The organism is Westiellopsis prolifica IICB1 (genome assembly GCF_004323185.1).
Lineage (GTDB): Bacteria > Cyanobacteriota > Cyanobacteriia > Cyanobacteriales > Nostocaceae > Pelatocladus > Pelatocladus prolificus_A.
In genome coordinates this window covers 142965-168663 of the sequence record NZ_NAPS01000003.1, presented here as the reverse complement: position 1 = coordinate 168663, position 25699 = coordinate 142965, and the positions used below count along the sequence as shown (strand labels likewise).

At 38.6% G+C, this 25699-nt stretch carries 16 protein-coding genes and 2 pseudogenes; 11 read left to right on the top strand and 7 right to left on the bottom strand.

What is annotated here, in order from left to right; translation table 11 throughout:
* The 3 genes from B4U84_RS26360 to B4U84_RS26350 form a co-directional block, all read right to left on the bottom strand.
* A partial coding sequence (locus B4U84_RS26360; RefSeq protein WP_131121309.1) for a type I polyketide synthase occupies nucleotides 1-1277 on the bottom strand: 1277 nt, incomplete at its 3' end.
* Between the two features lie 589 nt (nucleotides 1278-1866).
* Entirely contained in the window at nucleotides 1867-7209 is a 5343-nt protein-coding gene (locus B4U84_RS26355; RefSeq protein ID WP_131121151.1) for a non-ribosomal peptide synthetase, read from the bottom strand.
* Between the two features lie 655 nt (nucleotides 7210-7864).
* Nucleotides 7865-9013 (bottom strand): ParB/RepB/Spo0J family partition protein, encoded by a 1149-nt coding sequence (locus tag B4U84_RS26350; protein ID WP_131121150.1) that lies wholly within the window; start codon nucleotides 9011-9013, stop codon nucleotides 7865-7867.
* 295 nt (nucleotides 9014-9308) lie between these two features.
* Between B4U84_RS26350 and B4U84_RS30890 the strand changes: the two genes are divergently transcribed.
* Both B4U84_RS30890 and B4U84_RS26345 read left to right on the top strand, forming a co-directional pair.
* Nucleotides 9309-9446, top strand: coding sequence for a hypothetical protein (locus B4U84_RS30890; RefSeq protein WP_165490351.1), 138 nt, complete (start codon nucleotides 9309-9311; stop codon nucleotides 9444-9446).
* A gap of 255 nt (nucleotides 9447-9701) precedes the next feature.
* A complete protein-coding gene (locus B4U84_RS26345; RefSeq protein WP_017308757.1) occupies nucleotides 9702-11474 on the top strand; it encodes a fatty acyl-AMP ligase in 1773 nt (590 codons plus the stop codon).
* A gap of 20 nt (nucleotides 11475-11494) precedes the next feature.
* Here B4U84_RS26345 and B4U84_RS31985 read toward each other — a convergent pair whose 3' ends face one another.
* Nucleotides 11495-11626 carry a hypothetical protein gene (locus B4U84_RS31985; protein ID WP_278248358.1) on the bottom strand — a complete coding sequence of 44 codons (132 nt, stop codon included), beginning with the start codon at nucleotides 11624-11626 and terminating at the stop codon, nucleotides 11495-11497.
* A 212-nt stretch (nucleotides 11627-11838) separates the two neighbouring features.
* Between B4U84_RS31985 and B4U84_RS26340 the strand changes: the two genes are divergently transcribed.
* The 7 genes from B4U84_RS26340 to B4U84_RS26305 all read left to right on the top strand — a co-directional run bounded on the left by B4U84_RS26340 (nucleotide 11839) and on the right by B4U84_RS26305 (nucleotide 23050).
* Nucleotides 11839-12798, top strand: a complete 960-nt coding sequence (locus B4U84_RS26340) for an acyl-CoA desaturase (RefSeq protein WP_017308755.1) — start codon at nucleotides 11839-11841, stop codon at nucleotides 12796-12798.
* 104 nt (nucleotides 12799-12902) lie between these two features.
* On the top strand, nucleotides 12903-13862 hold the full coding sequence (locus B4U84_RS26335; protein ID WP_242677716.1) for an acyl-CoA desaturase: 960 nt from the start codon (nucleotides 12903-12905) through the stop codon (nucleotides 13860-13862).
* Between the two features lie 73 nt (nucleotides 13863-13935).
* A complete protein-coding gene (locus B4U84_RS26330; protein ID WP_017308753.1) occupies nucleotides 13936-14280 on the top strand; it encodes an acyl carrier protein in 345 nt (114 codons plus the stop codon).
* A 364-nt stretch (nucleotides 14281-14644) separates the two neighbouring features.
* A complete protein-coding gene (locus B4U84_RS26320) occupies nucleotides 14645-17755 on the top strand; it encodes a type I polyketide synthase (RefSeq protein ID WP_131121147.1) in 3111 nt (1036 codons plus the stop codon).
* A 314-nt stretch (nucleotides 17756-18069) separates the two neighbouring features.
* Nucleotides 18070-21054 (top strand): MupA/Atu3671 family FMN-dependent luciferase-like monooxygenase, encoded by a 2985-nt coding sequence (locus tag B4U84_RS26315; protein ID WP_131121146.1) that lies wholly within the window; start codon nucleotides 18070-18072, stop codon nucleotides 21052-21054.
* A gap of 31 nt (nucleotides 21055-21085) precedes the next feature.
* On the top strand, nucleotides 21086-21565 hold the full coding sequence (acpP, locus tag B4U84_RS32195; RefSeq protein ID WP_017308749.1) for an acyl carrier protein: 480 nt from the start codon (nucleotides 21086-21088) through the stop codon (nucleotides 21563-21565).
* Nucleotides 21566-21766: 201 nt separating this feature from the next.
* Complete coding sequence (locus B4U84_RS26305) at nucleotides 21767-23050, top strand: valine--pyruvate transaminase (RefSeq protein WP_131121145.1); 1284 nt, start codon at nucleotides 21767-21769, stop codon at nucleotides 23048-23050.
* 245 nt (nucleotides 23051-23295) lie between these two features.
* Here the strand turns inward: B4U84_RS26305 and B4U84_RS31735 are convergent.
* Nucleotides 23296-23508, bottom strand: a pseudogene (locus B4U84_RS31735) (transposase); the annotation flags it as partial.
* Nucleotides 23492-23629, bottom strand: coding sequence for a hypothetical protein (locus B4U84_RS30885; protein ID WP_165490361.1), 138 nt, complete (start codon nucleotides 23627-23629; stop codon nucleotides 23492-23494). The gene B4U84_RS30885 and the pseudogene B4U84_RS31735, both read right to left, overlap by 17 nt.
* A gap of 132 nt (nucleotides 23630-23761) precedes the next feature.
* Here B4U84_RS30885 and B4U84_RS26300 point away from each other — a divergent pair, with 132 nt between their 5' ends.
* The gene (locus B4U84_RS26300) at nucleotides 23762-24892 is read left to right on the top strand and encodes a fatty acid desaturase (protein WP_131121144.1); all 1131 of its coding nucleotides are present in this window, start codon (nucleotides 23762-23764) and stop codon (nucleotides 24890-24892) included.
* 260 nt (nucleotides 24893-25152) lie between these two features.
* On the opposite strand, the pseudogene B4U84_RS32190 reads toward B4U84_RS26300, so the two are convergent.
* Nucleotides 25153-25339, bottom strand: a pseudogene (locus B4U84_RS32190) (transposase); the annotation flags it as partial.
* Between the two features lie 135 nt (nucleotides 25340-25474).
* On the opposite strand from B4U84_RS32190, the gene B4U84_RS30880 reads away from it, so the two are divergent.
* The coding region (locus B4U84_RS30880) for a helix-turn-helix domain-containing protein (RefSeq protein ID WP_165490360.1) at nucleotides 25475-25699 on the top strand (225 nt) is incomplete at its 3' end.

Below are 25699 nucleotides of genomic sequence, written 5' to 3'. Positions count from 1 at the left end.
CCAAAGGAACTGACACCAGCGCGGCGGGGAATACCATGAGTTTCCCATGGTTGCAGCTTGGTGTTGACGTAAAAGGGACTATTTTCAAAGTCTATTGTTGGATTGGGTGTTTCAAAGTGTAAGCTGGGCGGAATCATCTTATGTTGTAGCGCCAGTACTGCTTTGATCAGACCAGTGACACCAGCAGCGGTATCCAAGTGACCAACATTTGTTTTCACTGAACCAATAGCACAAAAGTTCTTCTGATGGCTAGCAGAAAAAGCTTGTTTGAGTGCGGCAATCTCAATTGGGTCACCTAAAGGAGTTCCAGTTCCGTGAGCTTCTACATAAGTGACTGTATCAGCTTCCACTCCTGCTACAGCTTGAGCCTCTAAAATAACTGCTGCTTGACCATCTACACTAGGTGCTGTATAACCAATTTTTAAAGAACCATCGTTATTGATAGCTGAACCTTTAATAGTTGCGTAAATATAATCTCCATCAGCTAAAGCGTTTTCTAGCTTTTTCAAGACAACAACGCCAACTCCATTACCTACCACTGTACCCTGTGCTTTGGCATCAAAGGCGCGGCAATGTCCATCAGGAGAAAAAATCATTCCTTCTTTGTAGAAATAGCCCGTTTTTTGAGACCCGCGAATGGAAACACCACCAGCTAATGCCATGTCACACTCACCGTTGATCAAACTTTGACATGCTAAATGGACAGTAACTAATGAAGTAGAACAAGCAGTTTGTACGTTAACACTTGGTCCTTTAAGATTTAACTTATAAGATACACGTGTAGGAAGAAAATCTTTATCATTTCCCGTAATAATTTGGTAACCAACTTCAGATTCCAAAAAATTGCAGTTGTTATATAGGTTTTTTAACAAGTAAGTGTTAAGACCGGCACCAGCGTAAACACCAATCAAACCTTTGTATGTTTCAGTGTTATAACCAGCGACCTCTAGTGCTTCCCAAGCTTGTTCTAAAAATAGACGATGTTGCGGATCCAGAATTTCAGCTTCTCTGCCACTAAAGTCGAAGAAAAAGGCATCAAACATCTCTACGTCTGCAAGCATCCCATTGGCTTTAACATAATTGGGCTGATTTAGTAAAGCCTTATCTACTCCTGAGTGAATGAGTTCTTGGTCATTAAAAAAAGAGATGCTTTCCACACTGTTTTGGATATTGTGCCAAAATTTATTGACATCTTTGGCACCTGGAACCCGACAGGAAATACCGATAATAGCAATCTCTCCACCATTTAAAGAAGTAGAAGTAACACTATGATCCATCTCAAATTCCTCTAATTTTTAGGAGCAATGATTGAAGACATTGAATTTTCAAAAAAATAGTAAGACCAAATTTAAAAAAGAATGCGATAGATAGTTTGGTTGAGATTAAGTCTAAGCAAGGCTTTCTCAATCCAAAATCTAAAATTATATAAGAAATTAAACCCTTAATATGAAAAGTGTAAAGATTATAGGAATCATGTCAAGCCCTGTTAAAACTTGTTATGAAAACCATAGGGGAAAGGGCGTGGAAGGAAGAGAATTTCAGGCTTTTATTTAGCGATAAAAGCCCATAAAAATAATGTATCTTTATCGCATATATCTTTGCTTTGTACGGTTTTATACTTAAATATGCAATAAATGAGTTACAAGTTATACATTTTGCACGCGTACCGGGTTTTTGGCAAGGCGTGCAATATATCAGGAGATACACCGGACGTGGAGAATTTTTAATCGCAAGTGATTAGCCGGACATGATATGACTAGTACATGAAGGTAGAAGTACGCAAGGTCAGGGGGCAGAAGGCGCAAAAGCTTTTATTTTAAGCTTTTTGTCTGTTACTCATGGTTACCTTATTTACACCGTGCTGTACTAGTTTCTCTCTCTATGCTCTTGTCTCAAGAGCCTTTTTTGCTGAACTATATCTTTGCTAGCAGCGCGAGTTGTAGCCCGCTCATAAGCTTGCTGTTGATATGCATTTTGACTTTTTTTATGATTCAAATGCCTAGCTAAAGAGTCAATCGTTGGATGTTGAAATAGCTCAATAATAGATATTTCTTCCTTAAGGATTTTATTCAATTTTGCTTGCACTTTGACAAGAAGTAAGGAATGACCTCCCAAGTTAAAGAAATTATCATTAACACCTACCATCTCTAGTTGCAACACCTCTTGCCACACGGCAGCAATAAGTTGTTCAGCTTCTGTTCGTGGCATAACATAGTCTTCTGCTAACTGTGGGCGACCAGGTGCAGGTAAAGCGCGTCGGTCTACTTTACCGTTCGGGGTCATTGGAAAGGATTCTAATGTGACAAACCCTGAAGGTACCATGTATCCAGGCAGTTTTTCTTGTAGAAAACGGCGCAGTTCACTTGCTATTGAGACTGACTCTTGAGATGAAGATTGATCTAAAACCATATAAGCTACTAAGCTTTTGTTCCCTGGTTGGTCTTCTCGAACTAAAACGACTGCTTCCTTAACTTGAGGATGTGCGATCAGGGTTGCTTCAATTTCTCCTAATTCAATACGGAAGCCGCGAACTTTAACTTGACTGTCTACTCGTCCCAAAAAGTCTATGTTGCCATCAGGAAGATAGCGAGCTAGGTCCTTAGTTCTGTAAAGACGTGCGCCCGGTTCATCACTAAAGGGATTGGGAATGAACAATTCAACCGTTAACTCAGGTCGATTTAAGTAACCCCTAGCAAGACCTACTCCACCAATATACAACTCTCCGGGTACACCAGGAGGAACTAAATTCAAGTTTTTATCCAACACATAAGCCTGTGTATTAGCAATAGGGCGACCAATGACTGGTTTATTACCGTCGTTGGTACATTCCGCTACAATCGTAAAAACAGTTGCTTCTGTTGGACCATAGGCGTTTAATAAACGTACTTTTGCTGCCCAAGTTGCTGCAAGTTCCGCAGAACAAGCTTCTCCTCCAACAACAATGGTCTTTAATTTGGGAACTTTCTCAGGAGATAAAGCTGATAGTACTAATGGTGGTAACCCAATACTGCTGATTTCTAAGTCTTGCAATAGCTGGATTAAGGGTGCTCCTGGTAGCAAAGATTCTGGTGTTGTTAGATAAAGTGTTGCGCCACCTAACAAGGAGATAAAAATTTCAAATACAGAGACATCAAAGCTAAAAGGAGCGAATTGTAATACACGTCTGTCTGTTTGTTTATCAAAGATACGGTTTTTGATTTCGGCGATCAAATTGCACAATCCTCGATGAGCGATCAGAACTCCCTTAGGTTTTCCTGTAGACCCCGAAGTGTAGATAACATAAGCTAAGTTAGCAGAACTAATGTCATTAACAGGGTTTTCTTGACTTTCTTGAGAAATCTTTTCCCAGCTAGTATCGAGACAAACGATATCTGCTTTAAGTTCAGAAAATTTGCTCGTTAAATTCTCTGCGGTCAAAAGTAAGGGGACTCCTGCGTCTGCTAGCATGAATTCCAACCTTTCTGTGGGATAAGTTGGGTCTAGCGGTACATAAGCACCACCAGCTTTGAGAATACCTAATATCCCTACAATCATATCTAGCGATCGCTCAAGACAGATACCTACCAAAACCTCTGGTTGCACGCCCAGCTTTTTTAAATAGTGCGCTAGTTGATTGGCTCGTTGATTAAGCTCCCAATAAGTTAATTTTTCATTGTTCAATACTAGTGCAACGTTATGAGGTATCTCCTCCACTTTTGCTTCAAAAAGTTGATGAATACATTGACTTAACTGATAATTCGCTCTGGTGTTATTCCACTCCACAAGCATTTGATGCCGTTCTGCTTGTGTTAATAGTTGTAGTTCTGAAATCTTAGCTTGGGGATTGGTTACAATATCCTCTAGTAGATTTTGGAAATGCCCTAGCATACGTTTAATTGTGTCAGGATGAAACAAATCAGTGTTATACTCAAAAGACACAACTAAGTCCTGTTGTGCAACTTCCACGTGCAGTTTCAAATCCAACTGTACAGTCAAGCTGTCTACTTTAAAAGGGGTGAGAGCTAAATCAGGAATTTCAGGCAATACGGGGGTATTTTGAAAAGTAAAGCCCACCTGAAACAGAGGTGCATAGCTCATATCGCGTTCTGGCTGCAATGCTTTTACCAACAGATCGAAGGGTAAGTCTTGGTGAATATAAGCTCCTGTAGCTACTTGACGCACACGAGTTAAAAGTTGACAAAAACTGGGATTTTCTCCCAAGTTCGTACGCAACACAAGGATATTAACAAAAAAACCAATTAGACCTTTAACTTCTTCACGATTGCGGTTAGCAATAGGTGAGCCAATACAGATATCCTCTTGCTCTGTGTAACGGTACAGAAGAACTTGGAAAGCTGCTAGTAGGAGCATGAATAAAGTCACACCCTCTTGACGTGCAAGTTCTCGAAGTGCCTTAGTTAAACTTTCTGAGAGTTCTAGAGAGTGCTGTGCTCCTCGGTATGACTGAATTGCGGGTCGTGGAAAGTCTGTGGGGAGTTGTAAAATAGTCGGCGCATTTTCGAGCTGTTTCTTCCAGTAAGAAAGTTGAGTTTCTAACAGTTCTCCTTGAAGCCACTGTTGCTGCCAGTACGCAAAGTCAATATACTGGATAGGCAATTCGGGTAAACCAGAGGGCTTGCCAATCAAGAAATTTTTATATATTGCTGCCATTTCGTACAGCAGAACCTCTATTGACCATTCATCAGAAATAATGTGATGTATAGTCAGAATAAGTATATGTTCTTTCGGAGCTAGGCATACCAGTTTAACACGTAATAATGGTCCTTGACGTAGGTCAAAAGGTTGCTGGCTTTCTTGAGTTGCGAACTGCTGGATCTTTAAATCACACTCTGATTCTGGAAGATTTTGGTAATCTTCCACTGCTAAAGGCAGTCTCAAAGAGGGAGTGATAACTTGAATTGGTTGACTATTAACTGTGTTAAAAGTAGTTCGTAAAGATTCATGTCGCCTTACAAGTTCATTAAGGCTTTGCTCTAGAACTGCCACGTTCAATGCACCTTTACAGCGAAGAGCAAAGGAGATATTGTAAGCAGGATTACCTTTATCTAACTGGTCAATAAACCACAGCCTCTGCTGAGTCAGTGACAAAGAATAAGCTTCTTTTGTTCTCTCAACTTTTACAAAGGGTATTGACGGTGCTAAATGCTTCACCATCAGTTGAGCTAGTATTTTTGCTGCTAATTGAGCAATCTTTAAACCCTCAAAAAAATCTGCTATGGATATTGCTACTTCCAAATCAACTTCAATCTGATTCTTTAATTCAAAAATTTTCAGCGAATCTAACCCAAAACTACTTAAAGGTTGCTCAAGATTGATTTGGGAAGGTGATATCCGTAATACTTTTGCTACCAATTCCAGAAGATAAGCCTCTACCAGCGACTGACGTTCTTGTTCAGGGATACTCAATAAAATATCACGCTGAAAACGAAAAGATGTTTCTCTAGAATCTGTGGTTGTGGTGAGGATACTGCTTTTTACGACTTGCAGACGACCAGCTAAAAACTCAGCTTGACAAGCACGACGTTGAATCTTACCACTCGTGGTTTTGGGAATGCTTCCAGCTTTAATCAGCACAACCCCATAAGCTTGGATCTCATGTTCTTCAACTATTGTTTGACGGATGGCAGTAATAACTTCTTCAACATCTGCTTTCTGTCGAAACTCTAACTCTTGCACCACAAAAAGCTGTTCTTCACGATCTATTTCCACTGAGAAAGCTGAACCACTGTTTGGTCTTAAGGCTGGATGACTGCGTTCTACGGTCAACTCAATATCTTGCGGGTACAAGTTACGACCCCGAACAATAATTAAATCTTTGACTCTACCAGTGACAAAAAGTTCTCCATTGCTCAAAAAACCCAAATCACCTGTTCTTAAAAACGGTCCGTTGTTTGTGTCTGCCACGTAAGCTTGAAAAGTCTGCTGTGTTTTTTCAGGACGATTCCAGTATCCTTGACCTACACTTGGACCCGACACCCAAATTTCACCTACTTCTGAAGGGCTGCAAAGGCTGAGTGTCTCAGGATTGACAATGACAATTTGCTGTTCTGGTAAGGCTTGACCACAACCTACTAAAACGCGTTGATTCTTTGCATCAGCATTTGCGTCTATAACCTGATTGTGTTCTAACACACTTTTATCAATAGTTTTAGTGACAAAAAGGTTTGATGTTAAACCACCAGAAACCATGAGAGTTGCTTCTGCCATTCCATAGCAGGGATAAAACGTTTGGGGACGAAAACCGCAGGACGCAAATTTTGTACAAAATCGTTCTAAAGTATCATTACGAATAGGTTCAGCACCGTTAAAAGCTACACTCCAACTGCTTAAGTCAAGAGTTTGTTGCTGCTCGGGAGTCACTTTATGAATACACAATTCATAGGCAAAATTAGGGGCACCACTCGTTGTACCTTGATAGCGAGAAATGGCTTGTAACCACCGATAGGGACGTTGTAGAAAAGCCACTGGTGGTATGAGTACACAGGGAAAATTACCGTACAAAGGTTGGAGTATGCCACCAATCAGCCCCATGTCATGATAAATGGGTAACCATGAAACAAATTTACTAGTGGGTGAATGTTCCATGAGACGGTAAGTCATGGCAGCATTATGCATTAAGTTGCCATGATTTAGCATGACCCCTTTTGGGATTCCTGTCGAACCAGATGTATATTGTAAAAAAGCTAAAGTGTCTTTATCAATACAAATCTCTTTCCAGTCGTGTTCCGTACTATCTATGTTGTCTGTGGTTATCCATTGTAAATCTCCAAAATCAGTTTTTTCAATCAAAAAAGATTTGAGGCTAGATAAAGTGGTGGTGCTTGTTAAAGCGCATTTTGCCTGTGCATCTTCTAAAATCGCCCTAATTCTGGGCATACCACGCTTATTACGAGGAGGGTAAGCAGGAACCGCAATCACCTTGGCGTAGAGACATCCAAAAAATGCCGCAATATAGTCTAGCCCTGAAGGATAGAGCAGTATAGCACGCTCACCACTTAAACCGAGTGCTTGCAATTTAGCTGCGATCGCTCTAGCCTGCCGATCCAACTCCTGATAAGTTAAAGAATTTTCTTCTGTTTCTCCATCTGGCAGAAAAGTATAGGCTAGTTGTGATGGTTGGTGTGCATATCTAAAGCGCAATATGTCTACTATCGTCGTGTTTGAGCTTGCGGAAAAAATACTTTCGGCATCTAAATATTTGTCTAACATCTTGTTCAACCTCTCATTGTTTTCCCACTACCTTCTAGGTAGGAAAGTGCGAAATTTTTATAATGAAGTTCAGTTTTACCAAAGAAAAGCTTGAAGAAGGCAGAAGTACGCTCGCTACTAAGGCAGAAGGCAGAAGAAAAGAGGATTTTACTTGTGTTTCTTTCATTCATAAGGGGTGGTGCGCCGCCCGCTCTTGCGTTTTTAAGTAAAATTTAGAGGTTCCCTTGTCCCCTACGCACATTTATATGGCACATAATTAAATCACTAAAAGGCGCCATTTGGGGGTTCAAAACCCCCACCATATCTAGTTCTTGTTAAGAGTTCCCTTTTACCTGCTAATTCATCCTGAAAAGGTGCAACGTCCGAGTAGACATGGTAGTGAAAATTAATTCTGTGTTACCATACGGGTTCCCCAGCAGGGTACGCCCTCACAAACCATGTGGTTCATTTAGGTGAAAATTGCTGTAATTAAGATTTGGGTTGATGACAGATCGAGTAAGGGTTATGAAGTACTCCCTGAAACCACTGAAGCATTCCTTTACATTGCAATGATTCATCATGATAGCCGATTGAATTGCGTGTCTCGATCACAACTTTTGGGACGTCCTTTCAAAACTAGATGCCGAACACTTGCCAAATTTTTACATAAGCCCGATTATACTTGGACAAGTCTCCGCAACCTTGCCTGTTGCAACAATTCTTCTAGAAACTCAGGATGATTCTGTATTTCCTGAAACAATATAGTTAGTGTACCAGGACAACCCTCAATTTCAATACTAACACCAGAAAAAGTGACTTCAAAGATCTGATTCGCTTTTTCTAACTGTTTTTGGTTTTCCTGTTTGATGCTGAGAACGCGAATACTTTCTTTCACTGGTTGCCTAAAAATATTATTGGCTTTAAGTTTTGATTGAGCATCTACTTCTAACCGTTGTCCAAGAACCTGATTCATTAATTCAACTTCCTCAAATTTTGGTTGGTTGTCTTGCCTCTTTTCAACTCTTAGCTTTGTTGGTTGTCCATAGTCTGATACAACTGAAGATATTACGTTTTCTCGTTCATCAACATCCACTTTTGGTTGTTCATTTGTTACCTCCGATATATTTGCAGTTTCAATAATGGATAAGTTTTTCACATCATTAGTATTTGGTTTTAAACTTTTAACATCATCACTTACTCCTAAACGCTTTAATTTAGAAACTGCTCTTGTATTTTTCCTACCAATATTGGTAGTACTAATTGTATAGGTTGTACCGGAGCGTTGAACAACACGCTCTGATGATTGAGCTAAAAGTCTTTGTTGCACTTCTTTCAAAGTATTTTCATCAATACCATATTTCATAGCATACGCCTGGTCTATCTTCGTACTGTACGAAGATAGCTCTTCTTTTAACTTACGCACTAACCCTTCAGCCACACAACACTGCTTCGCGACTTCATTATTACTCCATTGTGACCACTCTGGATCACTAAGCAATGTAAGTACAGCTCTCCTCTTATCAATATTGGAGCGTTTTAATCCGTGTGTAGCGTTAGCGCCAACTGAATATAGAATTGCATCTCGCTGAGTTCCTTGTCGAATATCTACCTCAATTGTAGAAGCTAATGTTTTTTTTGCAGCCTCTAAACGATGGAACCCATCAGCCAACCAATAATGTGTTCCGTCATAGAAAACAGTTAGAGGAGGAAAGTTAGCTTTTGAAGTTATGGCTTCAGCATACTCATCAATTAATTTTTGATTAAGCCTGACTCGAGATTGAGTAGCCTTACCGACCTGGATAGATGAAATTTCTAGTTGTACCATAACTTTGATACCTCTTAAATAGGTGCACAAATTGGTAAGATTGTCTTAAGGACTACATTTTTCTGATCTGAACGATAAATGTCAATTTTCCTAGTTTTAGCCTCAAATTCTATCCCTTTCGCAATCAAATTGCTTTATACTATCTCATTAAAAAATAAATTCCATAATTTGTAAACTCACCATTTGTGGAGGATAAGTTCCTGAAATAGATGAAATAAGGGAGAGTATTTAAACAGGTGATCGTTTTCAGCATCCCTTGTGCCAGAAAGAAAGTTGTGTAGAGTGTAACGGTTTTATGGTAAGTGTAAGAAATGAAATTCGTGGTCAGCGTTTTCGCTATGTTCCTCGTTTAAACCCTCTACAGCAGGAAATTATTAGTTTACTTGGGCTTTCACCTGATATTTATAGCAATCTTGTGGATAATTCCTCTTAGTCAAATTTTATTATGCGAATGGTAAAGTTTAAGAGGATTTGTGAAACGTAAAGGAAAATATAAATTAATAAATATAATCAATGACAAGGTAAAATAATGTAGGGAATAGGGGTAAGAAAAAATTTTTAGCTAAATTGTAATAGTCTTGCCCATAGCAATAAAGTATTTAACCAGTCTAAATATTTACAGACAAGAAGAGCGACAATGAATAAAAATGACGCAGAAGCTTTTATAAAGTCGTCAAAGAGTGTTCAAATGTTGGCTAACAAAAAAGTAAGCGATAAAGCTATTGATTCATTCGCTAAACAGCCTCAATTTTCTACCTTAGTCAACCTCTTACGATACAGAGCGTTACAACAACCGCAGCAAGTGGCTTTCACATTTGTAAAAAGTGGACAAACACAGGTAGAAACTATAACTTATGAAGAATTAGATTGCAGAGCTAAGGCGATCGCGACTCAATTAAGATCTTTAGGTATTGGTAGTGGTGAACGAGCATTATTACTCTACCCATCAGGTTTGGATTACATTGCTGCATTCTTCGGATGTCTTTATGCTAATGTTGTTGCTGTTCCTGCTTACCCTCCTCGACCTAACCAATCTCTAAATCGTATTTTGGCAATAGTCAAAGACGCACAGGTCAAAATAGCGCTGACGATTGAGGATATCTCCTCAAAACTGAAAGAAAAGTTCACTCAGTGCTTAACTCCGGACTTACAAAATCTACATTGGTTAAATACCGATAAAATTACTACCGATTTAGCACAGATATGGCAGGAACCAGCGATTGAGAGTGATACACTGGCTTTTCTCCAGTACACCTCTGGATCTACAGGGATACCAAAAGGTGTTATGCTAAAACATAACAATTTATTACACAATCTGCATTTAATTCATCAAAAATTTGAACACACACCTAACAGTCAAGGTGTAATCTGGCTACCGCCTTATCATGATATGGGTTTGATTGGTGGAATACTACAGCCCCTCTACGGAGGCTTTCCGGTTGTTCTGATGCCGTCGATGGATTTTTTATTGAAGCCTTTTGATTGGCTAAAGTTAATTTCTTGCTATAAAGCGACAACCAGTGGTGGACCTAACTTTGCTTATAAATTGTGTGTTGATAAGATTAGTGCTGAACAACGGTCTAGTCTTGACTTAAGTAGTTGGGAAGTTGCTTTCGTAGGTGCTGAACCCATTTGTGCGGAGACATTAAAAAGGTTTGCAGAGATATTTGAACCTTGTGGTTTTCACCCCCAAGCATTTTATCCATGCTATGGTTTAGCTGAAGCTACTTTATTCGTTTCTGGTGGTAAGAAAACAGATATACCCATTGTTCAAGAGATTCAAGGAAAAGCGCTTGAACAAAACCAAGTAGGAGTTGTTAGTGTTAAACAACAAGGTACTCGAACAATTGTAGGCTGTGGAAAAGCCTCTTGTGATCAAAAAGTTGTTATTGTGAATGTAGAATCCCTAACATCATGTCCAGGAGGATATGTAGGTGAAATTTGGGTTACAGGTCCAAGCTTAGCTCAAGGCTATTGGAACAAATCTCAAGAAACAAACCAAACTTTTAATGCTTATTTAGCAGATACAGGAGAGGGACCATTTCTTCGTACAGGAGACTTGGGATTTCTGCATGATGGCGAATTGTTTATCACTGGGCGCAGCAAAGATGTCATCATCATTCGAGGGAGCAATTATTATCCTCATGACATTGAAATGGTAGTAGAAAAAAGTCATTTAGCATTGCAATCGGGTCGTGGAGCCACTTTTACAGTAAAAGTAGAGGGAGAAGAACGGCTAGTAGTTGTTAATGAGGTAAAGCGAACTTATCTTCGTAATTTAGATTATGATGAAGTAGTAGGAAATATTCGTCAAGAAGTATTAAGGCATTGTCAATTGCAAGTTTATGCTGTGGCACTTATAAAAACTGGAACGATTCCTAAAACTTCTAGTGGTAAGATTCAACGTTATATGTGCCGAGAGAAATTTTTGGATAAAACTCTAGATTTAGTGAAAGCATAATGTGTAAACTAAGAGTAGAACTATACAACTAGTAAAGGTTTATCCTTGGAATTGTAACCTTTGTCAGCAGCAAGTGGTTTGACTCGTTTACAAAGTCTACCAGATCTATTTGTTTTGACTTTGACGCTATCTAGAAAAGGTGTTAAGTACATAAAGTTCCGGGTGCATGACGCCCAGATGCGATCGCGTTTTTCTGGTTCTTTGGGGAATATATCCTGAGAATAATATCAATTGCAAACAATTCTGGAAAGTTTTGAAATAAAAAGTGTTGCAGTTATTGCATGCCAACTTGTTGCAGCTTTGCAGCTTCTGTCTTAATGCGTACCTAAACTTCAAAAATTACATCAACAAGAGGCTTATTTCAATGCAATTAAATAGCACAGCAAACTTAGCTTCTACTACTGATTTAGTTAGAAAGCCAAGCATAACAATCAAAAGCCAGGAGATCATAGGCACGCAAAGATTGTATGCCTTTGCTACTGTCTTAATTCCTTTAGTGGGTACTATAATCGCAGCTCTTATGATTTGGCGAGTAGGTGTCACAACATTAGATCTAGAACTACTACTTTTCATGTTTTTTTTAAACGGAATTGGAATTGAAGTGGGGTTTCACCGATACTTTTCGCACTACGCCTTCAAAACTAATAACGTTATACGAGCCATTCTCGCTATACTTGGATGTATGGCAGGTCAAGGACCAGTGACATATTGGGTGGCTACTCATCGCCGTCACCATCAGTACAGCGATATACCAGGTGACGCACATTCACCAAATCTGCATGGAAACGACATTTTGGGTAAACTCCGTGGTTTACAGCACGCTCACATTGGTTGGGTTTTTGACCTAGAACTTACAAATACAATTGTGTTTGCGAAAGATTTACTCAAAGATCCGATTCTTTCTAAAGTCAATCAATTGTACTTTTGCTGGTTACTCTTAGGTCTTGTTATTCCTGGAATTATTGGTGGAATTTTATCGCAGACTTGGATGGGAGCTTTTTCCGGATTTCTATGGGGAGGGGTAGTTCGCCTATTCTTGGCACAACACACAACCTACGCTGTTAACTCAATTTGTCACTTTTATGGGAGTCGTGCTTTTGATACCACTGAACAGAGTAGAAACAACGCATTGTTAGCTGTTCCAACGTTAGGAGGTTCTTGGCATAACAATCATCATGCCTTTCCCAATTCAGCTATAACAGGTCTGGAGTGGTGGCAACTTGACCTAGGAGGTTGGTTTATTCGCACTTTAGCGGCAGTTGGTTTAGCATGGGATGTTAAAACTCCTACTCATCAAAGAATCAAAATTCAAAAAGTGAATTAGTCTCAATTTCAAAAATTTTGTTCTGATTATTATAGTCATAATAGAAAGGAATCAAAATGGAAAGAAAACTTTTTCCTAGCATTGAATTACCTAATAACTTAACTGTGCAAGAATCTGAAATCAGTTATCAGGTAAATTCACGAATTAAACCGCAAATTATTCTTAAAAGTGAGGATTTGCAAACTAAAATGCGGCTTCACGGGCTTACCAATATATTATTTCCATCAGTTGGTACAGTGCTTGCGATCGCAACAATACCACAATTAGGTTTTGGTTCAGTGCAGTTAGGATTGCTTGTAAGTATCTATACTCTAAACGTTATTGGTATCACCGTAGGTTTTCATCGACATTTTGCACACTGTGCTTTTCAAGCCAATACTATCACTCGCATCATTCTGATTGTTCTTGGTTCAATGGCTGCTCAAGGACCTTTAATTTATTGGGTTGCAACTCATCGACGTCATCATCAATACAGTGATACATTTGGAGATCCTCATTCTCCTTACCTTAAAGGGGAAAAAAAACTTGGTTTTTTTGAAGGGTTATGGCACTCTCACATGGGTTGGACATACGATCATGAAATTACTAATACTTTTTTATTTGCCAAAGATTTAATGCGTGATTCTTTAATATCAAAGATTAGCCAACTTTACTACCTTTGGAATTTAATGGGTATTGTCATTTCCACTCTTTTAGGAGCAATCTTAATAGGTGGTTGGAAAGGAGCCCTTTCTGGGTTTTTATGGGGTGGCTGTGTCCGTCTATTTTTAATACATCATTCGAGTTGGACAATTGGATCGATTAGCCATATTTATGGTAATCGTCCTTTTAATACTTCTGATTCCAGCAGAAATAATATATGGTTAGCTATTCCCACCGGTGGTGAATCATGGCATAATAACCATCATGCTTTTCCAAACTCAGCTTTTTTTGGTTTGAGATGGTGGCAAATTGATTTTGGAGCTTGGGTTATAAGAGTGCTTGAAAAATTAGGTTTAGTGTGGGATGTAAAAGTACCTTCAGCACAAGTACAGGAAGCTAAAAAATCAGCTCTTCAAAAGTAAAAGATCTGAAATTCAAAAACATTCAAAATCAACAATTGAGTAAGCCCTAAAGCAAATTGCGAGGTTCAAATAAATGGAATTACAGAATGCTACCAATACTCAGGTATCTGTAAATCTTGAGGATAATGTCAAGGAGCAGAACCAAAAAAAATTACAGGCAGAAGAAATTGTCAATTGGTTAATTTCTTATATAGCAAATCTCCTAGATACTGACCAAAATAAAATTGATACTCAATCAGCCTTCGAACGTTATGGTTTAGATTCCGCAGCAACAGTAAGTTTAATCAGTGACTTAGAGAATTGGTTGGGATATGAATTAGAAGCAACTTTATTGTACGACTATCCTACGATTCACGATTTAGGACAACATTTGAGTGAGCGATTCAACAATTTGTCGTCAACTTTAGAAAATGTCTGAAATTTGAGGTAGAGTTGGAAAAGTATGTCAGAAGGCAAAAGTACTTTCATCAAAGCATAGGGGATGCTGATAATTGTTGCTAAAATTAGCCTTCTACTTTTCTGCTTTCCATCTTTATTGAATGTACTAAGGGTTTAAGTCCCCCACCATAATCTTTGATTTGATGCCAAGAAAATTGGTGGTGAGTTGAAGCCCCCACCAAGCTTGCATCCCTTCTAACTTGAAAGTGGGTGTAAGGGTGTGGGGTGTAGGGGAAAAGACCACTTTCATGCTTGGCGGTGAAAAATTTTTCATCTGGACTGCCCTTTGCCTTCTTCACTTTTCCTCATAACGAGCTTTACTTTTCTTAAAAGGAAACCTAAAAGTGGAAGCCATTGCAATTATTGGTATAGGCTGTCGTTTCCCAGGAGCTGATAACCCAGAATATTTTTGGGAACTGCTACATAACGGTGTAGATGCCATTACTGAAGTACCACTAGAACGTTGGGATGTGAATGCCTTCTATGACCTGGAACCAGCCAGACCAGGAAAAATGAACACTCGTTGGGGGGGCTTTCTAAATTCCATATATAACTTCGACCCCATGTTCTTTGGAATTTCTCCACGCGAAGTAGAGTGTATGGACCCTCAACAGAGACTTATGTTGGAGGTTGCTTGGGAAGGTTTAGAAAATGCTGGGATTGTACCGAAAACACTTTCAGGAACACAGACAGGTGTCTTTATAGGCATCACCACCAGCGACAATCAAAACGCTCTTTACAAAGATCTCTATAATTTAAATAGCTACAGCATCACTGGCACGAATCACTCTATTATTGCTAATCGACTATCATACTTGCTTAACTTGCGTGCACCTAGTATAGCCATAGATACTGCTTGTTCATCCTCACTAGTAGCAGTTCACCTTGCATGCCAGAGTTTACAAAGTAAAGAGTCTAGCTTATGTATAGTAGGAGGAGTCAACTTAATGCTCTCTCCAACGCCAACTATTATCCTATCTCAATCTCGAATGATGGCCTCTGATGGTCGTTGTAAAACCTTTGATGCGAGTGCTGATGGTTATGTCCGAGGGGAAGGCTGTGCAGTAGTAGTGCTTAAACGTTTTACTGATGCTGTTAAGGACAAAGACAATATTTTAGCGGTTATTAGAGGTTCAGCAGTTAATCAAGATGGTTTTACGAATGGACTGACAGCACCTAACGGACTTGCACAACAAGCTGTTATCCGTGAAGCGCTGGCGGTAGCTAAAGTAGCCCCTTCTCAAATTAGTTATGTGGAAGCCCATGGTACAGGAACACGCATGGGCGATCCTATTGAGATTTCTGCTATTAAAGCAGTATTGATGCAAGATCGCTCGCCAGAAGAACATTGTTGGATTGGTTCAGTTAAGACCAATATTGGACATTTAGAAGCAGCGGCTGGAATTGCTGGTTTAATTAAAGTAGTGCTTTCACTTCAACATAAACAAATCCCTCCTCATCTGCATCTTAAGCAACTCAATCAATTTATTTCTTTACAAAAAACTCCCTTTTCAATTCCTACGCAGCTTCAACCTTGGATAAGCAATACGGAACACCGTTTAGCAGGGGTCAGTGCGTTTAGCTTTGGTGGTACGAATTGCCATGTCATTTTAGAGGAAGCACCCGCATCCACTGTGGTATTTAGCGAGCTGGAACGTCCTGTTCATCTTCTCACCCTATCAGCCAAATGTGAAAATACCTTACAGCAATTAGCTCAAAATTATGTCACATATCTTCAATCCCACCCAGAAGTGGCGTTGGCAGATGTATGTTACACAGCTAACAAGGGGCGATCGCACTTTGATTATCGCCTAGCAGTTGTTGCAGAATCCAAAGAGCAACTGTGCGAACAACTCAACGCTTTTCTTCAGAATCAAGAAACAAACGGTTTAGTCACTAGACAGATCCAAACTGGAAGCCAACCAAAAATAGGATTTCTATTCACTGGTCAAGGTTCTCAGTATTTGGGTATGGGGCAACAACTTTATCATACCCAACCCATCTTCAAGAGAACTCTTGACCTAGCAGATGAAATTTTGCGCCCCTACTTAGCTAAACCCCTGCTGGAAGTTTTATACTCGTTACCAGAAGAAAATTCTCCTCTCAATGAAACTGTCTATACTCAACCCGCCTTATTTGCTTTGGAATATGCCTTAGCAAATTTATGGAAATCTTGGGGTATTGAACCTAATTTTGTCATGGGTCATAGTCTGGGAGAGTATGCAGCTGCTTGTATAGCGGGGGTTTTTAGCTTTGAGGATGGTTTAAAACTTATTGCTAAACGCGCACAATTGATGCAAACTTTGCCTCAGAATGGTGAGATGTTTGCAGTGCTAGTTTCTGAAGAGCAGGTAGTTGCAGAAATCCAGCCATACGATCACCTCATTTCAATTGCAGCTATTAATGGTCCGGAAAGTGTAGTCGTCTCTGGTGAACGTCAACAAGTACAATCATTAATAGCCAAGTTGCAAGCAAAAGGAGTGAAAACCAAACAGTTAAAAGTTTCCCATGCGTTTCACTCTCCTCTCATGGAGCCTATCTTAGCAGCTTTTGAACAAGCGGTTGGAGAAGTCACTTTTTCATCTCCAAAAATAAACTTGATCTCCAATGTCACTGGAGAGCTTGCTACAGATGAAATAGCAACTCCTAAGTACTGGTGTGAGCACACGTGCAAAGCAGTACAATTTGCTGCGGGAATGCAGACATTACAAAATCTTGATTGTAAAATTTACTTAGAGATAGGGCCGAAACCAACATTGCTAGGAATGAGTGCTCAATGCTGCTCAATACAAGAGGTAATCATGGTACCTAGCTTACACCCACAGCAATCCGATTGGCAAAGATTACTTGCTAGCCTAACGCAACTATACACATTTGGGATAGCCGTGGACTGGTCAGGCTTTGATAGAGACTATGCACGTCATCATCTCCAATTACCAACCTATCCATTCCAAGAAGAACGATATTGGGTAGATAACAAACAGCAACAGACAAATCTTAGTACTCAAGAAACTTGGCAAAGCTTAGGTCAAACAAACTATCATTCACTTATAGGCTGCAGTTTACCAAACATAGCATATTTACCAAATCAATACGTTTGGCAAGTAGAAGTAGATAGTGAGTATTTGCCTTATCTCAAGGATCATCGTCTTCAAGGGGTTGCTTTTATGCCTGGTGGAGTGTATCTTGAGATGGTTTGGGCTGCTGTAACCGAAATTGTTGGAGAAAATCGTCATATTTTACACGATGTTGAGTACAAGCAGTTATTGGTATTACCTCAAAAAGTAAGAAGAACATTGCAAGTCAGTCTTGTTGGAGATTTAGAAACGGATATGGTTTTTCGCATACACAGTCGCTCAGTAAACAACTCATCTGAGCCATGGATACTGCATGCTACCGGAAAAGTTTATCCCAAAAATCAAAAATTGAAGCAGGCAGAAGGTTCTGTAAGATAGGGGATTCAAACCGAGACCTTATGGTAACCACGTTTATAGGAGTCAATGTGAGGATCTTATATCGTGTTCGATTAAAGACTTATCATAAAGACCGTAGGGTGCAGGAGGAATGAGAATTTCAGACTTTTGCAGAGATCTCCTTTTTTATAACTAATTAACCGGACAAGTCTATTAAACCCTTGTTCCTTTCCATTCTCTTCTCTTCTCTTCTGTTCGAGACGCTTCGCGAACAAGACGCACTCGTGTTTGCCATAAGTATTCTGGATAACGAACATTATTTTTGTATAAGCATCTCTATAAGTAAGGAGTACGATATGAAATTTGGTCTGATGTTTTTTGCTAGTGGTGAAAGCACTTTGATTGAAGATAAATACTCTTTAGTCATTGAAAGTGCAAAATTTGCTGACAAGCATGGTTTTTCTAGCGTATGGTTACCAGAACGCCATTTTGCCTCCCTAGGGTGTCTTTATCCAAATCCTGCTGTACTACATGCTGCATTGGCGAGAGAAACTGAGCAGATACGCTTACAAGCTGGTAGTGTAGTGCTACCTTTACACAACCCTCTTCGCATCGTTGAGGACTGGGCTATTGTCGATAATCTTTCAAAAGGTAGAGTAGGAATTTCTTTTGCTTCTGGCTGGAATCCTGATGATTTCACGTTTTCTCCAGAGAAATACAGCAAACGTCACCAAGAAATGTATTCTGGCATTGAAACGGTAAAAAAGTTGTGGCTAGGTGAATCTATTCAGGTCACGAACGGTCTAGGAAAACAAATTGAGGTTAAGGTTTATCCGACACCTATTCAGAAAAATCTTCCTGTATGGATTACTGCTGCTAGTAATCCCCAAACTTTTATTAAAGCTGGGGAAACTGGTGCTAATCTGTTAACACATATGTTGGATCAGAGTATTGAAGAACTAGCCAAAAATTTTGCTCTTTATCGTCAAACTCTAGCAAAAAATGGACATAGTCCTGAGACTGGTCAAATAACTCTCATGTTACACACATTTGTTGGAGAGAATCTTAATTTGGTCCGCGAGCAAGCTCGCAAACCCTTTTGTGAATACCTTAAATCAAATGGGAATTTACTGAATCAACTCGCGCATAGCCGGGGTCGTCAGTTAGATGTTACGACTTTGTCTCAAAACGAAGTTGAAGAATTTGTGAATTTTTTGTATGAAAGATTTTATTCTACCAGAGCTTTAATTGGTACTCCAGAAACTTGTATAGAGTTAGTTAGAGAACTATACAAAATAGGTGTGAATGAAATTACTTGTTTTCTAGACTTTGGTTTAGATAATAATTTGATTATAAAAAATCTACAAAATTTAAATCTGCTCAAAGAATACTATAAAAATGAATCTTTATTAAAAGATATTACAGAAATAAATAAATTACATCAAAATATATACTATCAAGGCAATACCTTAAATACACAAGAGAATGGCAGTCTAAGCCCTATTATAGGAATTGATACACCAGAGCAAAATTTGGAATACTTAAAGAAAATAAAAGATTCTTCTTTTGAAGAAATTTCAGGGGTAAATTTATACCAAACTTTATCTGAATTTGGTGCAGAGCACGGTTCCACTTTCCAATGTGTTAAGCGAGTGTATTTGAGAAATGAAGAAGCCTTAGGAGAAATTCGCTTATTTAAAGAATGGTCATCACAAGCCAACTCTGACAAGTTTCGTCCTGTTTTACTACACAACTGTTTTTTGGTACTTGGAACCATAGCATCTAAAGAGATCGTCTCAAAATCTAGACAATCATTTATATTACCTATTGGAATGCAAGGACTCGAAGTTTATAAGTCAATGTCTAATAAATTATGGAGTTACGCTATACGTAAAGTAAACTCTAATTATGAAAATCTTATTGAAGGGGATGTCTATGTTCTCAATGAATCCGGAGAGTTAGTTGCGAAGTCATGGGGTGTAAAATTTCAAATAGTTGATTTAACCTTATCAGACAGTAGTGAAATTACTAATTTTTCACAGCCTAATTCTTATGAAGGGGCAGATCCAAGTTCTATAGATCGAGAAAATATTAACAAAAACTATCCTGTTAAAAATATTGTTGTAGCAGCAACATCAGAAGAACGTTGGACAATTTTAAAAAACTATTTTTGTGAGCAAATATCTAAAGTTATAGGATTACCTATTAATAAAGTTAATACACAGCAACAGCTTCTCAACTTGGGTTTGGATTCCTTAATGGCTATAGAACTTAGAAACCGAATAGAATCTGACCTTGGAATTGTTGTATCAGTAGTGAAATTTCTAGAAAATCCTAGTATTGCTCAGTTAGTAGAATATGTTCTTCTTTCCTTAAACCTAACCAATGATTTTTCTGAATTGGTTTTGGAAATCAATCATTACGACTACACTTCTACATCGTTGGAATCATGGTCTCCTTTAGTAGCAATTCAGACAGATGGAAACCAAATCCCTTTCTTCTGTGTTCACCCGATCTCTGGAAATATTCTATGCTATACTGACTTAGCTCGTTATCTAGGTTCAGAACAGCCATTTTACGGCTTACAATCTCCACTAATTAAGGATTTAGAAAATCCTTTAGCAAGAATTGAAGACATGGCAACCTACTACATTGATGCGCTACAAACTGTTCAGCCAAAAGGCCCTTACAGGATCGGAGGTTGGTCTTTAGGAGGTATTATAGCTTATGAAATGGCTCAACAACTGAGTTCTCAGGGACATGAAATAGCTCTGTTAACTTTAATAGATAGTTATGCCTCTGCTTTACTTAACCAAATCGTTCTCGATAAGACTAAAACTGGTAACGCCTCTCACAACACTTTAGGTTCCGCTGCTCTAGAAATTAATGATGTTACTTTAATGAATTACTTTATTAAGAGTTTAGGTGTTTCTTATAATAAGGATTTTTTATTATCTATTGATGAGCAAGCAAACTTTGAAGTAAACGAACAGTTGAATAAAGTTTTAGAGCAAGCAAAAACAAATAATGTTCTGTCTTTAGATGTAAAACCACAGCAAATACATCAAATGTTTCATGTTTTTAAAATTCATTTATTAGCTAGATATCATTATGTTCCTCAACCATATTTAGGTTCTATGACTCTATTCTGTGCTCAAGAACAATTTCTAGAAGGAATGGAAAACTCTACCTTGGGTTGGAGCGAATTAATACTTGGTAGTGTAGAAACTTACAAAATTCCTGGTGACCATTACTCTATAATTCGAGAACCTCATGTTCAAGTTTTGGCTAAACATTTGCAAGAATGTCTCAAAGTCCGTTTTTCAACATTGAACTCTTAGAATATTTCAACTAAATTACTATAATCAGAGTATGGAACACCTTAATTATAGTACACAAAATTCTTGTCTTAAAGATTTACATTTAGAGGTGTGTAAATTTCAAATCTACACTTACCAAATTTGTCAAAATTGGCTCCAAGTTAATGAAGAAGAATCTTTTAAAAGTGAAGATTCTCAACACCATTTACGAATTTTAATTTTAATAAGTGAAATTAATAAGCTAGTCGAAGAAATCAAGTTTGCAGTTCATATTGAACAATTAAAGAGGTTAAAGATATTAGAAAAAGTACGTTCCATTGTTGTAGATAAGCTAGCAATTGGGTTAGACAAAGTCACTCATTTAGCAAATTTTACTGATGACTTAGGTGTAGATTCTTTAGATATGGTCGAGCTAGTTGCAGCTTTAGAGGAAGCTTTTAACATTGAAATTTCCGAACAAGTGGCTAATTCACTTTTAACAGTCAAACAAGCTACCGATTATATCTGCCAAAAAGTTGAGTGTGTCGTCTAACTATGCTTACATCTTTAAATAAGAAAAATGAATTGTCTTTTGTTACTTAGCCAAGAAAAAGCATTTAGTATCGGCATTTTTCAAAGCAAGGTGGCATGGCTGCGGGGGTCGTCTCTTTCATCAGTGTTTACTTTGATGTGAAACCTTTGCTGACAAAGCATTATACCCTTTTTACCCTTTCTTTTTTGTTTAAGTCCCGTTATGACACTTAACTTATCTCAAATTGGCCTTCATATGTCCAACCTGACAGGTATTAGAGGAATAATGAAGGACATTATAGAAACGCTACAAACTAAGCGAGAGCAAGAATTTATTATTTTAAGTGCTGGAAATCCACTGCTTTTGCCGAAAGTTGAGGAAATATGGCGGGATTGTACGGCAGAACTTTTAGCAAGCTCTGAATATGGTGAAGTAGTTTGTCGTTATGGACCAAGCCGGGGTTACGCACCATTGATTCAGGCGCTGGCAAAAGATTTTAATCGTCGCTACGGGCTTTCTTTAAGTGAAGAAAACATTCTAATCACTCCTGGAAGTCAAACGCTCTATTTCTATGCTGCTAATGCTTTTGGCGGCTATACAAGCAACGTAGGTTTAAAGCACATTGTTTTACCACTTAGTCCAGACTATACAGGTTACGGTGGAATAACTTTAACACCAGAGGCGTTAGTTTCATATAAACCAGCTTTAGAAATTGATGCCAAAGCTCACAGGTTTAAATATCGACCAGACTTTAATAAATTAATCATTACAGAAAACACTGGTTGCGTCATTTTTTCTCGTCCTTGTAACCCCACAGGCAATATCTTATCTAACGATGAGGTGAAAAAGATTGCTGCTCTTGCTAAACCCTACAATGTACCTGTCTTCATAGATTCTGCCTATGGACCTCCCTATCCTGCATTAAATTTTACAGATATGACTCCCGTGTTTGGTGACAACATTGTACATTGTATGAGCTTCTCCAAAGCAGGTTTACCAGGAGAGCGCATTGGTGTTGCTATTGGAGATCCTAAGATAATTCAAGTTTTAGAATCTTTCCAAACAAACTTATGCATTCACCCATCTCATTATGGACAAGCTATTGCTGCTCGTGCTATCAACTCTGGTGCTCTTGAATCCATATCAACAGAAGTCATCAGACCCTTTTATCAAAATAAATTTTCCATTCTTGAAACCACACTTGACGAAGCTATGCCCAAAAATTTACCTTGGTTTTTACATTGGGGTCAAGGAGCAATTTATGCTTGGTTGTGGTTCAACAATTTACCTATTAGTGACTGGGATTTTTACCAACAACTAAAGCAGTTAGGTGTGATTGTAGTACCTGGTAGATTTTTCTTCCCTGGTCTACAAGAAGAAGATTGGTCGCATAAATATCAATGCCTTCGTGTTAGTCTTACAGCAAGCGATCAAGACATTGAAACTGCTATGAAACTCTTAGCAAATTTCGTCCAACAAGTTTATCAAGGCCAATCGTCGAAATAAAATGCCCAGCCGTCGTTTTCGCCCTTCAGGCGAAAGCACCTAAATACTTGGGTTTGACCAAAATATTTTTAATACGGCGCTTGCTTTTATTTTTTGGAGATCCGCAAGAAGCAGTTGTTTCTAGTAGTTCACCACATTGATTTCGACAGGTTTCAAGAATTGCGGTTTATTCAAGAAACCGGGATTCTGACAAACATTGCCTTTTGAAAATTGTGTTCGCGTAGCGGCTGCTTTGCAGCACCCCTCTGCCAAGAAGCGATTTCAGTAGATAGTGTTTGAACGTAAACAATTCGTCTTTCTAAACATTGACGAGCTAAAACGGATAACTCAATCTCAACTTGATTTAGCCAACTCCCATGCTTAGGCGTCTAGTGAAATTCTAATTTTTGGACAATCCGACGTGCTTCTTCTGGTGTAAATACTTTGTACAAAGCTGCTGAATTATGTGTGTTGACGCTCTGGCTGCTCAATTGAGGGTGGTAGAAGTTCTCTAACATCCTCTAATAAAGGATAAATATGGTCTTTCATCGAAACAAATAGCCGCTCCGCATCTACGTAGTTGCTCAACCTCCGAGTCACTTAAATTTACTGTATATTTTTTAATCATGATACCACCCTAAACCTGTTCATCTCAACATACCAAAAAACGTCATTAACTCAGCAAAGTTGACTTGCCAGAGTACTAGTCTTTAAATTCAACATAACCTGTATATGAAAACACAAAAATCTCAATTTGATGATTCATTGACTGCATTGAACAACAACAATAGCAACACATTGAGATATCAAAATCTTGCACCCGATATCTCTCTAAGAGACATTGTTAAAACACTTCCTTCTGAATGTTTTAATAGAAATTATCGAAAAAGTTGGACACAGGCACTGATTAATTCTTTAGTTGTCCTCTTGTGCTACTATGGTCTTGCAACTCTTCCCTGGTTTTTTCTACCATTTTTGTGGATTACCATTGGTACAGCTCTAGCTGGTTTCTTTTCTTTAGGTCACGATTGCGGTCACTATTCATTTGCTAAGCAACGTTGGATCAACGAGCTTTTAGGACATTTTTTCCTTTTACCTGTCATTTATCCCTTTCACAATTGGTGTTTAGAACACAATAGTCACCATAACCGTACAAATAGGTTAGGAGGGTCTGGTTGGAAACAGGTACACGATATAGTTAACGGTGAAGCTGATCCGTATTGGCAACCCTTTAGAGTAGAGGTCTATGACAAGTTGACGCCAATCACTCGGAGAATTTACCAATTAATCAGAGGTCCCTTTTGGTGGTTAGCAACGACTTTAAACTGGTGGAACCAATTAAACATTGATGTATCTAAATTACCTCAAAAAGATAGACTAAAAGTGAGATTATCTATTGCTATTGTCTTACTTTTCTCTGCAATCGTTTTTCCAACTCTTATCATTACTACAGGATTATGGGGTTTTATCAAGTTTTGGCTTATTCCTTGGTTAATCTTTCACTTTTGGTTTGGCACATTTACCCTAATTCACCATACATTTCCTGACAACAAAAATTGGAAATCAGAGAAAGATTGGAACGCTGCTCAAGCTCAACTTTGTGGGACTGTTCACTGTAAATATCCTTGGTGGGTTGAATTTCTATGCCATGATATTAACTATCATGTTCCTCATCATATCTCTACTGCTATCCCTTCATATAATTTACGGATGGCCCATAAGAGTCTTCAGCAAAATTGGGGCACATATTTGAGGGAATGTGATTTTTCATGGTCACTCATTCGTGAGATTACTAGTCAATGTCATCTATATAATTACGCTGAAGAACATTTCAAATCTTTTCAAGAGTCTAGCGATTCGTGACAATTTAAGTGTCAGTAAATGTGAATGTTGGGTTTTGTTTCTCAACCCAACCTAACGGGACTTAAACAAAAAAGAAAGGGTAAAAAAGGTATAATGCTTTGTCAGCATAGGTTTTACATACAGCATATTCGGAGATTATGAGGTACAGTAGCAGCAATTTGTAAACCAATGTTTGAGATGTTCAGGATTAATTAATTCAAGTGCTATTTTGATTAAACCATCGACTCCAGATGCAGTCTTGGGAGAAAATTGTTTGAGGAACGCTTTTAATTGTGACCACCAATGTTCGATGGGGTTAAATTCAGGAGAATAAGGAGATAGATACAGAACACTTGCGCCAACAGATTCAATTAAAGGTTGAATTTCTTCGACATGATGTGCAGGAAGATTATCCATCACCACTACTGCACCAATCCATAACTGTGGCAGTAAAAAATGTTCGATAAAGACTTTATATGCATCCCCATCCATTGAGCAGGGCTGTTTCATTCTTGGAAGAAAAATGATTCATACCAATTCTATGTGAGGCTGCATAGAATAGTAGAATAGAGAGTGCCAAAGATTCAAGACCAGAAGTAAACAATGGCACGCGGTTTCAATCTAGAAATATCAGAGAGTGCTGAGTATTTGTCCAAAAGTCTCAGCAAGGCTCGGACATCTGTGGAAAAAGAACGATTGCTTCTTCTGTGGTGGATCAAAACAGGACAAGTGACACAGCATCAACAATTGAGCCAGAGACTAGGTAGAGATGGCTCAACAGTAACACGATGGTTACAAAAGTATCGGCAAGGGGGGCTAGGGAAATTA

What these genes read in the sequence shown, in the direction of transcription:
- B4U84_RS31985 (WP_278248358.1), bottom strand. Translation starts at nt 11,626, where the DNA reads ATGTACTTAACACCTTTTCTAGATAGCGTCAAAGTCAAAACAAATAGA.
- acpP (WP_017308749.1), top strand. Translation starts at nt 21,086, where the DNA reads ATGGAACACCTTAATTATAGTACACAAAATTCTTGTCTTAAAGATTTA.
- B4U84_RS30890 (WP_165490351.1), top strand. Translation starts at nt 9,309, where the DNA reads ATGGTAAGTGTAAGAAATGAAATTCGTGGTCAGCGTTTTCGCTATGTT.
- B4U84_RS26345 (WP_017308757.1), top strand. Translation starts at nt 9,702, where the DNA reads ATGTTGGCTAACAAAAAAGTAAGCGATAAAGCTATTGATTCATTCGCT.
- B4U84_RS26315 (WP_131121146.1), top strand. Translation starts at nt 18,070, where the DNA reads ATGAAATTTGGTCTGATGTTTTTTGCTAGTGGTGAAAGCACTTTGATT.
- B4U84_RS26350 (WP_131121150.1), bottom strand. Translation starts at nt 9,013, where the DNA reads ATGGTACAACTAGAAATTTCATCTATCCAGGTCGGTAAGGCTACTCAA.
- B4U84_RS26355 (WP_131121151.1), bottom strand. Translation starts at nt 7,209, where the DNA reads ATGTTAGACAAATATTTAGATGCCGAAAGTATTTTTTCCGCAAGCTCA.
- B4U84_RS26340 (WP_017308755.1), top strand. Translation starts at nt 11,839, where the DNA reads ATGCAATTAAATAGCACAGCAAACTTAGCTTCTACTACTGATTTAGTT.
- B4U84_RS26330 (WP_017308753.1), top strand. Translation starts at nt 13,936, where the DNA reads ATGGAATTACAGAATGCTACCAATACTCAGGTATCTGTAAATCTTGAG.
- B4U84_RS26300 (WP_131121144.1), top strand. Translation starts at nt 23,762, where the DNA reads ATGAAAACACAAAAATCTCAATTTGATGATTCATTGACTGCATTGAAC.
- B4U84_RS26305 (WP_131121145.1), top strand. Translation starts at nt 21,767, where the DNA reads ATGACACTTAACTTATCTCAAATTGGCCTTCATATGTCCAACCTGACA.